General features: G+C 69.3%; 11 protein-coding genes. 4 read left to right on the top strand and 7 right to left on the bottom strand.

Annotated features, from left to right (window positions below):
• The first annotated feature begins 86 nt into the window (after window positions 1-86).
• The 3 genes from ACTWPT_RS06080 to ACTWPT_RS06070 are packed head-to-tail and all read left to right on the top strand — an operon-like array spanning window position 87 to window position 4,437.
• Complete coding sequence (locus ACTWPT_RS06080) at window positions 87-2,849, top strand: BTAD domain-containing putative transcriptional regulator (protein ID WP_443176238.1); 2,763 nt, start codon at window positions 87-89, stop codon at window positions 2,847-2,849.
• Entirely contained in the window at window positions 2,846-3,505 is a 660-nt protein-coding gene (locus ACTWPT_RS06075; protein ID WP_443176237.1) for a hypothetical protein, read from the top strand. The genes ACTWPT_RS06080 and ACTWPT_RS06075 overlap by 4 nt, the downstream gene beginning before the upstream one ends.
• Window positions 3,502-4,437, top strand: a complete 936-nt coding sequence (locus tag ACTWPT_RS06070; protein ID WP_443176236.1) for a hypothetical protein — start codon at window positions 3,502-3,504, stop codon at window positions 4,435-4,437. The genes ACTWPT_RS06075 and ACTWPT_RS06070 overlap by 4 nt, the downstream gene beginning before the upstream one ends.
• On the opposite strand, the gene ACTWPT_RS06065 is transcribed toward ACTWPT_RS06070, so the two are convergent.
• Window positions 4,430-4,861 (bottom strand): MarR family winged helix-turn-helix transcriptional regulator, encoded by a 432-nt coding sequence (locus ACTWPT_RS06065; RefSeq protein ID WP_443176235.1) that lies wholly within the window; start codon window positions 4,859-4,861, stop codon window positions 4,430-4,432. The two genes, ACTWPT_RS06070 and ACTWPT_RS06065, sit on opposite strands and share 8 nt — an antisense overlap.
• Window positions 4,862-4,951: 90 nt before the next feature.
• Here ACTWPT_RS06065 and ACTWPT_RS06060 point away from each other — a divergent pair, with 90 nt between their 5' ends.
• The gene (locus ACTWPT_RS06060) at window positions 4,952-6,103 is read left to right on the top strand and encodes an MFS transporter (RefSeq protein WP_443176234.1); all 1,152 of its coding nucleotides are present in this window, start codon (window positions 4,952-4,954) and stop codon (window positions 6,101-6,103) included.
• A gap of 342 nt (window positions 6,104-6,445) precedes the next feature.
• On the opposite strand, the gene ACTWPT_RS06055 is transcribed toward ACTWPT_RS06060, so the two are convergent.
• The 6 genes from ACTWPT_RS06055 to ACTWPT_RS06030 form a co-directional block, all read right to left on the bottom strand.
• Window positions 6,446-7,345, bottom strand: a complete 900-nt coding sequence (locus ACTWPT_RS06055) for a hypothetical protein (RefSeq protein WP_443176233.1) — start codon at window positions 7,343-7,345, stop codon at window positions 6,446-6,448.
• Window positions 7,346-7,379: 34 nt separating this feature from the next.
• Window positions 7,380-7,889: a methylated-DNA--[protein]-cysteine S-methyltransferase gene (locus ACTWPT_RS06050; RefSeq protein WP_443176232.1), complete on the bottom strand. Its 510-nt coding sequence runs from the start codon at window positions 7,887-7,889 to the stop codon at window positions 7,380-7,382.
• Entirely contained in the window at window positions 7,886-9,271 is a 1,386-nt protein-coding gene (locus ACTWPT_RS06045; protein WP_443176231.1) for an AlkA N-terminal domain-containing protein, read from the bottom strand. Before ACTWPT_RS06045 ends, ACTWPT_RS06050 begins: the two co-directional genes overlap by 4 nt.
• A gap of 139 nt (window positions 9,272-9,410) precedes the next feature.
• The gene (locus tag ACTWPT_RS06040) at window positions 9,411-10,349 is read right to left on the bottom strand and encodes an NYN domain-containing protein (protein ID WP_443176230.1); all 939 of its coding nucleotides are present in this window, start codon (window positions 10,347-10,349) and stop codon (window positions 9,411-9,413) included.
• 107 nt (window positions 10,350-10,456) lie between these two features.
• On the bottom strand, window positions 10,457-10,657 hold the full coding sequence (locus ACTWPT_RS06035) for an acyl-CoA carboxylase subunit epsilon (RefSeq protein WP_443176229.1): 201 nt from the start codon (window positions 10,655-10,657) through the stop codon (window positions 10,457-10,459).
• The gene (locus ACTWPT_RS06030) at window positions 10,654-12,243 is read right to left on the bottom strand and encodes an acyl-CoA carboxylase subunit beta (protein WP_443176228.1); all 1,590 of its coding nucleotides are present in this window, start codon (window positions 12,241-12,243) and stop codon (window positions 10,654-10,656) included. Before ACTWPT_RS06030 ends, ACTWPT_RS06035 begins: the two co-directional genes overlap by 4 nt.

Genomic DNA, 12,243 nt, shown 5'->3' with positions numbered 1-12,243 from the left:
GACGTGAGATCCGACGGAAGCGGAGCTCCCGAGGTGGAAGAAAACGCCGGGAGCGGAGCTCCCGAGGTAGAGGAAACGGAGAGGCGATGCCGACGCGAGAGCCCGGGCGTCCCCAGGGGCGGCACACGTCCGCGCGCATGCCTGCCAGGCGCAGCGCCGGCGACGTGCTCGCCGGGCTCGCGGCGCTGGTCGTGCTGGTCGCGCTCGTGGGTGGGGTGCCGTACGCGCTGCTCACGTTCGTCGGGCCGCCGCTCAGACCCGAGCTGCTCGACCTGGAGACGCTCACCAGCCGGGTCGGCCCCAGCACGATCGTGGCGGTGCTGGTGCTGCTGGTGTGGCTGGCCTGGTTCCAGCTGTTCGCGTGTGTGCTCGTCGAGGTGTACGCCGGGGTCCGCCGAGTGGGCATGCCCGCCCGCGTACCGTTCTCCGGCGGCACCCAGGCCCTGGCCAACAAGCTCGTCGGCGCCGTGCTGCTGCTGTTCACGACGGGGGCGATGCTCGCGCCGATCGCCAAGCTGACGCCCACGCCCGCCGCTCCGCCCGTGACGGCGGTGGCGTACTCCGCGCCGATCGTCGAGAAGACCCTGGAAACGAACAAGACCAAGAAGGTGTACGTGGTGCAGCCGCCGCACGGCCGTCACCACGAGAGCCTGTGGGAGATTGCGGAGAAGTGCCTGGGCGACGGCCGTCGCTACCCCGAGATCTACCGGCTCAACCAGGCGAAAGTCCAGCCGGACGGCACCCGACTGAAGATGGCCGACCTGATCAGGCCCGGCTGGGTGCTCGACATGCCGGATGACGCCAGAAACGTCCACATCGTCCCCACCGACCAGCCACGCGATCAGACGTTGCGCGAGCACCCGGGCCGTGCGCAGGTGCCCGACGACGGCAGGGCCCACGCGGAGGTCAAGAAGGAGAAGCGGGGCGAGGCCAAGCACCGCCTGCCCGAGCAGCAGGACCAGCGGCGTCAGGAGCCCGAGCAGCAGCCGATCGTCGGCGAGAGTCAGGGCAACGAGCTCGTCGAATACCTGGCCGGCGCCTCGCTGGCCGCGGCCGGGCTACTGCTCGTGCTGGCCAGGCGGCGCCGCGAGCAGCTCTGGGGCCGGATGTTCGGCCGCAGGATCGCCCGCCCCCGCGGCGACGCCGCCGACGCCGAGGTTGCGCTCCGGCTGGGCGGAGACGCGCCGGGCGCCCGCATCCTGGACGTCGGCCTGCGGGTGCTCGGCGCCGAGTTGGCGAGGCAGAACCGGACCCCGCCCATCGTGTACGCGGCCCACCTGTCGCCGCGCACGCTCGACCTGTGGGTACATCCGCCCGACTCCGACCCGCCCGCGCCCTGGACGGCCGAGGACGGCGGCCAGGTCTGGCGGCTGCCCGCGCACGAGGGCCGGCTGCTGCCGGACCGGACCAGCTCATGGGGGCCACGAGCCAACGAGCCACGAAGCGGCCGCGGCCATGAGCCCGTCCAGCCGGGTGGAGCGCCGTATCCCGGGCTGGTCTCGATCGGCACGAACGTGCACGGGCGCGTGCTCATCGACCTCGAAGCCGCACAGGGCCTGATCAACGTGCGCGGCACGCAGACCACAGCCGCGCTGGCCGCCCTCGCCGTCGAGCTGGCCACCAACCGCTGGTCCGACGGCATGCGGGTCACGCTCGTCGGCTTCGGCGAAGAGCTGACCGCGATCGCACCCGACCGCATCAAGGCCGTGGGCGGCCTGGCCGAAGTGCTCCCCGAACTGGAGGCCGCCGCGGCCCCGCGCAGGGAGGTGCTGACCGGCCGCATCAGCGGCAGCCCGCGCGACGCCCACTACCTGCTGTCCGCGGTCGCGCCCACGCACGAGGAGGCGCGCCGGCTGGCGCTGCTGGCCCGCAGGGACACCGCCGGGTACGTGGTCGCGGGCGACGTCCCGCACGCCACCTGGACGCTGGAGATCACCGACGACGGCAAGGCCAAGATCGCCGAGCTGGGGTTCGAGGTGGACGCCCAGCTCCTGCCCCGCCGCCACTATCGGGCGCTCGTCGAGCTGTTCCGCACCGCCGGGCGGCTCGACGGCGAGTCCATCCCCGAGGCCGAGCCGCTGCCGGGGCTGCACCCGCCGGCCGTCGAGATCAGGATGCTCGGGCCGATCGAGGTGCTCGGCCTGGGCCCGCTGGAGGAAGGCCGGCTGGCGCTGGCCACAGAGCTGCTGATCTACCTGGCCACGCACCCGGGCGGCGTGCATCCCGTGGTGCTCGGCGGGGTGTTGTGGCCGCGCGGCGTGCAGGACATGGTCAGGGACGCCACGATCGCCAGGGTCGCCGAATGGCTGGGCCCCCGGCACCTGCTCACCGACGAGGTCGGCCGGCTGCGGCTGGGGCCCGAGGTGCGTACGGACTGGGCGCTGTTCCGCGAGCTCCTCCGCCGCTCGCACGGCGACCCGTCGGCTCGGGCCGTGCTGCTGGAGAAGGCGCTCGGCCTGGTCAGGGGCCCGCTGCTGACCAGCAGGCCGCCCGGCAGATACGCGTGGCTGGCTGCCGAGGACCTGGAGTACGACGTGGCCGCCGAGGTCGCCGACGCGGCACACCAGCTCTGCGAGATCAGGCTCGCGCAGGACCAGCCGGACGCCGCGGTGGCCGCCGTACGCGCCGCATTGCTCCTGGCGGCCGACGACGAAGGCCTGTGGCGGGACCTGCTGCGGGCGACGCACGCGACCGAGGACGTCGTACGCCTGCGTGCCGTCGTCGAGGGCCTGACCAGAAGGGCGGCCTCGCACCCGTACGGCGGCGGGATGGCCCCGGAGACCGAGGCCTTGATCGAGGAACTGCTGCCCACGTGGCGCATCCACGTCGTGAAGGAGTCGTCTGCATGAGACGAACCGCGTTATCGCTGGTCCTGCTCGCCACCGCGGGCTGCGGCCAGGCCGAACGTCCGTACGCGCCGCTGGACGCGGCCAAGCCCGCTGCGCCGCAAGAGGCGGCCACGCCCGCCACGCCACAGGAGACGGCCACGCCCGGACAGAGCAGCCCGGCGGAGGCCGAGCGGCCCGCGGACGAGGAGCTGCCGTCCGGCACCCAGACCATCGACGTCGGCGAGGGCCTGCGTCTGCGGGTGGAGTGGCCGCCAGACCCCGACCCGGCACTGAAGCCCATGGTCGACCAATACGTCGGCACCCGGAAGGCCATCGTCGAGGGGCAGACCATCTACAAGGAGGGCCTCGAGATCGACGCGGCTGTTCAGGCAAGCGAATGGGTGGAGTCGTTCGTCGAGAAAGGGTGGACGATGCGCGGGATCGGGCGGATCTACAACCTGCGGGTCGCCGCACGGATGGGCAAGGGCGTTCAGGTCAACGCGTGCGTCGACGAGTCGGGGATCCGGGTGGTCTCCTCCCGCACCGGCAAGGCCATCAGCCCCCAACTCAAATGGCTGCGCACCCCCTACCCCCAGACCGTGGGCGTTCGCCGCGGCGACGACGGGGTGTGGCGCGTCAGGATGTACGGCACTGCCAGAGAGAGGTGCACCCGATGAAAGTCCTTATCGCGGCGTTGCTCATGGCATCGCTGCTCCCCGGTGATCCCCCTGAAGGGGCCGGCAATGTCAAGGTCGATGCCGGGCAGGGTACTAGGACCGCGTTCGTGAACTTGGCAGGCAGCAACATCAGGATCCGCGGCGACGTCAAAGGCGGGACGGGCGACGGTTTCCGCGTCCCGCGCCCGTGCTGGTACGAACCGGGCCCATCACCCGAGGAGATGCGCGACCGGTTCACCAAGGGCAAAGAAGCGGCCAACCGGGCGCGGATCGACGAACCCTCCCGCCTGGGATTCAACAAGCGGTTCGAGGACAAGGTGGGCAAGCCTGGGCGGTGGTGGACACCGGCGTACAACGAAGCCGATCCCAACCATGTGGCCTGCATGACCGACCTCGATCCCATCGGCGTGTTCGTGCCGCCCGGCCAGACGCCGCAGTCCGGGATCACGATCGAGCAGCTTGCGCAGATCGCCAGGGCCGCGCTGACCGTGCCCGAGCACACCGTCAAGCTGAATCCCGACGCCAAGAGCTTCGTCAACCTGCCCACCTGGGTCTGGCTGGAGGGCGTCGGTCAACCCCGCCGCACGGTCACGGCGGAGCTTCCCGGCATCATGAGCGTGACCCTGGTCGCCAATCTCCAGGATGTCAAGATCGACGCTGGTACGACGGCGGACCGGGCCGAGGTCAACGAGAGCGGCTGCGGCACCGTCGGCAAGCCGTACACCAAGGGAGGCACGTTCTCCTGCGGCGTGCGTTACCTGCGGTCGTCGATCGACCAGCCGCGCGAGAAGTACACGCTCACGGTGTCCACGGTGTGGCCGATCGAGGTGCAGGAGGGCGTGGTGCCGTTCCAGTTCGCGCCCGTGGAGCTGGACGTCACGAGGGACGTGCCGGTCGGCGAGATCCAGAGCAACGTCGAGCCACCTAGCTGAGCACCGCGGCGAGCGGGGCGAGCTCCGGCTCCTCCGCCGCCTCGGCCAGCACCTCCTTGAGTACGGCGTCGTGCGTCGGGCGGGCCTGGGCGAGTAGGTCCCGCCCGGCCTCGGTGACCTCCGAGTAGATGCCGCGCCTGTCGTCCTCGCACAGGTAGCGCCTGAGCAGCCCGCGCTTCTCCAGCCTGGTGACCAGCCGGGTGGTGGCGCTCTGGCTGAGCACGACCGCGCGGGCCAGCTGCTGCATGCGCATGTGCCAGCCGTCCTGACGCCCCAGCACGTCCAGCACTGTGTATTCGCTCACACTCAGGCCGTGCTCCTTCTGGAGGGCTTTCTCCAGCTTGTCCTCGATTTTCGCGTGCAGTGCCGCGAGGGTGCGCCAGCCCTGGGCGCGCGCTTCGACGGCGTCATCGGCTAGGGGCACGTGGCAGCCTCCTCAGCATCGTTGTATGGTCAGTTAGGCGGCGTATGCAAATAATGTCCACGCTCACTAACGTCGTCTGAGGAGTATTCTATGCCTCTCGCCCTGTTCGCCCTCGCGATCAGCGCCTTCGGCATCGGGACCACGGAGTTCATCATCAACGGGCTGCTGCCCGAGCTGGCGTCCGACTTCAGCGTGACCATCCCGGCCGCGGGGCTGCTGGTTTCCGGGTACGCCCTCGGTGTGGCGGTCGGCGGGCCGCCGCTGACCATCCTCGGCGGGCGTTTGCCGCGCAAGACCATGTTGTGGGCGTTGATGGTGCTGTTCATCGCGGGGAACCTGTTGTCGGCGCTGGCGCCCTCGTACGGGGTGCTGATGGTCGGCCGGTTCCTGGCCGCCTTCGCGCACGGCGCGTACTTCGGGGTCGGGTCGGTGGTGGCCGCCGACCTGGTGGTGCCGCAGCGGCGGGCCAGCGCGATCGCGCTGATGTTCACCGGCCTGACGCTCGCCAATGTCCTCGGGGTGCCGCTGGGGACGTGGATCGGGCAGTCGTTCGGCTGGCGGGCGACGTTCTGGGTCGTGGTGGTGATCGGGATCGTCGGCTTGGCCGGCGTGCTCGCGCTCGTCCCCCGCCAGCCGCGGCCCGCGGGTGGTCTGATGCGGGAGCTGGCCACCTTCCGCTCGGGCGGCGTCTGGCTGGCGCTCGCGATGACCGTCTTCGGGTTCGCCCCGGTGTTCGCGGTCATCACGTTTATCGCGCCCATCATGACCGGCGTCGGCGGCTTCTCGCCGGGGGCCGTGCCTGTGGTGATGGCCCTGTTCGGGGTCGGGCTCGTGGTGGGCAACCTGATCGGTGGCCGGTTGGCCGACCGGGCGGTCATGCCCAGCGTCTACGGCTCGGTGGGCCTGCTCACACTGCTGGCGGTGGTGGTCGCCCTGGTGTCGGGCAACCAGTCGGCCTTCATCGTCGCGATCACGTTGTTCGGCGTGGCCGCCTTCGCCACGGTCCCGCCCCTGCAGACTCGCGTCCTGGACGCCGCCGCCGGAGCCCCGACCCTGGCCTCGGCCGCCAACATCGGCGCCTTCAACGTGGGCAACGCCATCGGGTCGTTCGCGGCGGGGCTCACGATCGATGCGGGCCTCGGTTACACGGCTCCCGCCTGGACCGCTGCCGTGTTGGGCGCGGTGGGGCTGATGGTGGCCGGAGTGGCAGGGATCCAATCCCGCCGCCTCGCACCAGCCTGAACACGGACGAGGGCTGGCACGGAGCCGTGCCAGCCCTCGTCGGCTCAGTCCGACTGCTCTCTGGCGGTGTTGGGTGCGAGGGCGTTGGTGCAGGGGTGGAACAGGTCCTCAACGCGGTCGGCTGTAGCGGCCTCATAGATCCAGTGCTGGAGAAGCTCAAGGTCGTCGCAGCGGGTGAGGCGTTCTCGTGTGTGGTTGGGCACGTCAACGTTGCGCGCCGCCAGAATTGTTTTGAGGGCCCTGGCCAGGCCCAAGCCGAACCACTCGCGGAATGGCTCGCTCCTGGGCTGGGTCCATCCATCAACTATGGAGTCTCTCGACAACCAGGGGGCTATCGAGTCTCTACACGAACAGGTCATCGGCGTTCGTGGCGGTGGCGGCCTTGCGGACCCAGGACCTGAGGACGTCCAGGTCGGTGCACTCGGTGATGCGCTTTCGTGTCTCGTCGGGTACGGGAATGCCACGCGCCTCCAGGAACAGGAGGATGGACTCGGCCTCGCCTTCGGCCTTCCCCTTGGCCTTCCCCTTGGCCATCCCCTCGGCCAACCCCTTGGCCTCTCCTTCGGCGACCCACTCGAGAAAGAACTCGATTCTGGACTCGGCTGCCATGGTCATCACGACCTCCCTAACCTTGGTGATCATGGACTGGGGGAGACACGCGAACGCAAGCTCAGCATAGCCTTTCAGCTCCTTGGGCCCGCGTGTGACTGCGTAGAGGAGTGTGAGGACCACCTTCAGGCCGGACTCGGTGCGGCCGTGCAGGATGGCCGAAATGGTGGCGAGCTCGGGTTGTTCGATGGCCTGGCCGATGTCGGTGATCATCGGGATCCCGTCCGGGCCGATGACGATCGGGTACAGCACCCACCCGGGATGCCCCATGTCGATGGCCTTCGCGCAGTCCTGGGCTGTTTTCGCGTCCTCGCAGAAGACCAGGAGTAGAACTGGGCACTTAATGTGAGACCGGAGGGTGGCCATGTATACCGGCCAGCTCCACTGTTTGTCTGGGTCGGTCTGTCGCTGAACCTCCAGCACGATCGCCGACACCGGCTTGTTCTCGTTCCTCAGCACGACGACCGAATCCGCTCGGAATTCAGTGGGTGCCCATTGGTTGAAGTCGCAGGTGCCCAAGTGGGCCTCTTCGAAGGGGGATACGGAGACGCCCGCCTGTGCCAGCAGGGTGGCGGCCAGAGATGGGCGTCTCCGAACGAGCTCCAGAAGGAACTCGTGTCGCAGAGTTGGCATGGCGAACACATTACCGAATGCTGTCGCTCCATTACTATAGGTTAGCGATTCCTCCGGATTCGTGGGCAAGTAGCCACTCTTTGACTGGTACGCCGTAGTAATACCCGCCATATCCCCCACCGGTGGGCAGCACCCGGTGGCATGGGACGAACGGCGCGATCAGGTTCTGCGCGCACGCCGACCCGGCCGCCCGCGCCGCCGTCTTCGACAGGCCGGCCCGTTCGGCCAGTTCCGCGTACGAGACAGTGGTCCCCGCCTTGACCTCCCGCAACGCCTCGTGCAGCCGCTTGCGGGTCGGGCTGCCGGGCTGGGAGACCGGGATGGCGTCCAGGGCGTCCAGGTCGCCCGCCAGGTACGCGCGGACGGCCTCCGACGCCGCCCCCAGGTCATCCACCACCTCCAGGCCCTCAACCTGGAGGACGGGCGTGAGGCGGGCGTACATCTCCTTCGGGTCGGCGGTGAAGCCGGCCGCGACCAGCACTCCCTCGCGGGACAGCACGGACAGAGGGCCCACGGGGGTCGGAATGAGCTGTGCAGCGATCATGATGAGCTCCAGAGGTGCAGCGCGGCGTAGGCCCGCCAGGGCCGCCACCGCTCGATGTGGTCGTCGGGAATGCCCAGGGCGGCCATGCGCTTCTTGAGCACGAGGTCGCCCGTGGGCCAGGCGTCGGGGTCGCGGAGCGCCCGCAACGCGATGTAGCTGGCCGTCCACGGGCCGATGCCGGGCACTTCGAGCAGCGCCGCCACCGCTTCCGCGGGATCCTGGCCGCCGTCCAGGTCAAGCCGGCCGTCGACCAGGTGCGCCGCCAGGTCCTTGAGTGTCGCGATCCGGCGGTTGGTCAGGCCCAGGCCGGTGAGGTCGGTTTCCAGAAGACGGGCAGGCGTGGGGAAGAGGCCCCCGGGCGCGGCGGCCCTGGCGACGATGCGGCCGAGCAAGGTGCGGGCGCCGGCCACCGAGATCTGCTGCCCGACGACTGCCCGTACGGCCAGCTCGAAGCCGTCGAACGTGCCCGGCACCCGCAAACCGGGGCGGGCCGCCACCAAAGGCCCGAGCGAGGTCTCGCCGAGGATCTCGGCGATGGCGTCCGGGTCGGCGTCCAGGTCGAGGAGTCGGCGGCAGCGGGCCACGACGCGGGCGAGCTGCCGCGTGTCTTCCACCGCAACGTCCAGGGCGATGTGGTCCTGCCGAGGGGTGAGCGTGATCATCCCACCCGGCACGGCCCGCGAGTACGACGTCCCGTCCGCCACCTCCAGCCCGGGAATCGCCCGGGAGGCCAGGAACGCGAAGACCCCCGCCACGTCGTACGGTTCCCGCCGGTGCAGCCGCAGCCTGAGCGACGCGTCGGAGACCCGGGGCCCGGCCGTGGCCCGTAGCTCGCTGGGCGTGAAGCCGTACGTCTCCCGCATCGTCGCGTTGAACTGCCGCACACTCCCGAACCCCGCCGCGAACGCCACCTCCGTCACCGGCAGCCCCGTCTCGGTCAGGAGCTGCTTGGCCAGCAGCAGCCGCTTGGTCCGCGCCACCGCCAGTGGCCCGACGCCCAGCTCGGCCACGAACAGCCGGTGCAGGTGCCGCTCGGTGATGTGCAGCCGCCTGGCCAGCCCCGCGACGCCCTGCTCGTCGGCCCCGCCGTCGTCGATCAGCCGCAAGGCCCGGCCGACGAGGTCGCCGCGCACGTCCCAGCCTGGGTCGCCAGGGGAGAGCTCGGGACGGCAGCGCTTGCACGGGCGGAACCCGGCGGCCTCGGCCGACGCCGCGTGCCGGTAGAAGCGCACGTTGCGCGAGGCCGGCGTACGGGCCGGGCAGATCGGACGGCAGTAAATCCGCGTCGACGTCACCGCCGTGTAGAAGCGCCCGTCGAACCGGGCGTCCCTGGCCGAGACGGCCCGGTAGCAGGAGTCGAAGTCGAGCTCAAGTGGTGACATGTCTTCGACGGTATGCGCTTCTCAGGCAGCTGACTGGCGGAAATCGGACGCGACCGTGAAATGCCAGGTCAGCAGGTCAAAGCCCACGACCCGCGGGAATCGGACACCTCTCCGAGCCTGCTCGCCGGCGGGCCGCTGCCTACTTGGACGAGACCCCCACCCCCAGGTCGAACTCGCGGTAGACCCGCGCCCAGAACCCGTCACGCAACCACACCCGCGCTTCAGGGAACGGCCGCAGGGAGTGGCCGAGCTCCTTCTCCGCCTCGATCAGCAGCTCGGTGTCGATCACGGTCGGCAGGATCGGCCCCGGCAGCAGGTCGCGGATGTTGTCGCGGCCACGGGTGAGAATCCACTTCTGCGCCACGTGCTCGCCCACGTCCTCCACGCGCGGCCGGCTTGGCCCGAGCTTGGCCACCTGCCCCGGCTTGGCGTGCGGCTTGGCGGGCGCGCGCCCGGCGAAGACCTGGGCGGGCGAGGGAGCGGCGGGCGGGGCGACAGGGACGGGCTGGGGAGCACGGCTGAAAAACGGCCTCAGGAAATCAGCAGAGATCACTTCCACGGTGTCGGACTCCCACACCAGGCGCTCGGCCTGGTTGGTGCCGTACGGCGGCTCGACACCCCACAGGTGGATGCGCACGCCGTACGCCTGGGCGGCCTCCACCGCCGGGACCATGTCCTCGTCACCGGCCAGCAGGATCGTGTCGGTGACCGCATGATGTCTCGCCAGGGCCTCCAGATCGCTCCTGATCTGCGCGTCCACGCCTTTCTGCTGGCCACGGGCGTTCAGGTTGCCAAGTCGCACCTTGACCCAAGGGAGCTGGGCGATGACCCGCTGATCGACGGTGGGCACGCGGTCACGGGCGGCGTCATACCAATAGATCCGCAGAAGTTCGCCAGAAATACGTGCCTCTGCATGTTTCTGTAGACTCTGGATGAGCTCATCAGCGGCCACCCGATATTCCTTGCGTTCCTTGGCGCCGAGCAGCACTTCACCTGCCGCCGCGTACAGATAACCGACATCCACTAGGACGGCGTACTTGGCTGCCACAGGATGCGGCATGAGGTCTGGGATGGCCATGTCGTCCTCCAGGCCGCGGTGTTAGTTGATCGGCCGACTATATACGCCTACTTTCTCTAGATAGTCCCAACTCCCGGCGAGCTTGACACCCGTTTCCCAGGATCTATCTAAGGTAGAGCGCTCATCCGCCATGCCGACTTCCCGGGAAGGGCAGGCTTACGCATCCCTCTGGCGGGGTTTCGCCATGTTTGACGACGCGGTTGGGGAGGTGTTGACGGTGGGGAGTGTCGTACGGCGAGAGCGGTCACCAAAGCGGCGATCTCCTCGGGCGTGGCGTCGCCCCGGACAATACGCAGATGCGGCGTCATAGCGGGATGTTCCCATGCTTCTTCGGGGGGAGCGTGGCCCGCTTGTTCCGCAGCGCGCGTAGCGCTCTGACGACCTGGGGCCGGGTTTCGGACGGCCGGATCACCGCGTCCACGTAGCCACGCTCCGCCGCGATGTACGGGTTGGCCAGCGTGTCCTCGTACTCGGTGACGAGCCTGGCGCGCTCGGCGTCCGGATCGTCGGCGGCGGCCAGCTCACGCCGGTAAAGAATGTTGACCGCGCCCTGTGCGCCCATGACCGCAATCTGCGCGGTGGGCCAGGCCAGGTTCACGTCCGCGCCGAGGTGCTTGGACCCCATGACGTCGTACGCGCCGCCGTACGCCTTCCTGGTGATCACCGTGATCAGCGGCACGGTGGCCTCGGCGTAGGCGTAGAGGAGCTTGGCGCCGCGGCGGATGATTCCGTTCCATTCCTGATCGGTGCCGGGCAGGAAACCCGGTACATCAACGAAAGTCAGGATAGGAATATTAAAAGCATCACATGTTCGAATAAATCTCGCGGCCTTCTCGGATGCGTTGATATCCAGACATCCGGCGAAATGCATGGGCTGGTTCGCGACCACCCCGACCGGCTGGCCGTCCACCCGGCCGTACCCCACCACGATGTTCGGCGCGAACAACGCGTGCACTTCCAGGAACTCTCCGTCGTCGAGCACGTGCTCGATCACCCGATGCATGTCGTACGGCTGGTTCGGCGAGTCCGGGATCAACTCGTCCAGCTCGGGATCCGGGTCCAGGTCCGCGGCGGTCCCGAAGACCGGCGCCTCGTCGAGGTTGTTCGACGGCAGGTACGACAGCAGCGCCTTGACGTAGTCGAGGGCGTCCTCCTCGTCGGCGGCCTGGTAGTGGGCGACGCCCGACTTCGTGTTGTGCGTGTGGGCCCCGCCGAGCTCCTCGAACGTGACCTCCTCGCCCGTCACCGTCTTGATCACGTCCGGGCCGGTGATGAACATCTGCGACGTCTGGTCCACCATCACGATGAAGTCGGTCAGCGCGGGGGAGTAGACGTGCCCGCCGGCCGCGGCGCCCATGATGAGCGAGATCTGCGGGATCACGCCGGAGGCGTGCACGTTGCGCTTGAAGATCTCCGCGTAGAGGCCGAGCGCGACCACGCCCTCCTGGATCCGCGCGCCGCCGCCCTCGTTGATCCCGATGATCGGGCAGCCGGTCTTGAGCGCCAGGTCCAGCACTTTGACGATCTTCTCGCCGTACACCTCGCCGAGCGAGCCGCCGAACACGGTCACGTCCTGCGAGAACACGCAGACCTGCCGTCCGTCGACGGTGCCGTGCCCGGTGATCACCCCGTCGCCGTACGGCCGCCGCTTCTCCAGCCCGAACATCGTGGACCGGTGCCTGGCGAACTCGTCGAACTCCACGAACGAGCCCTCGTCCAGCAGCGCGAGCACCCGCTCCCTGGCCGTCATCTTGCCCTTGGCGTGCTGCTTCTCCACCGCTGTCGCGGACCCGGCGTGCGCGGCCTCATCGAGGCGCCGGTCCAGATCGGCGATCTTCCCGACAGTCGTATGGATGTCCGGCTCGTCCGGCATACGTTCCGCAGCTGCACTCAT

The organism is Nonomuraea sp. 3N208 (assembly GCF_052245935.1).
Taxonomy (GTDB): Bacteria; Actinomycetota; Actinomycetes; order Streptosporangiales; family Streptosporangiaceae; genus Nonomuraea.
This window is presented reverse-complemented; position numbering and strand designations above follow the sequence as displayed.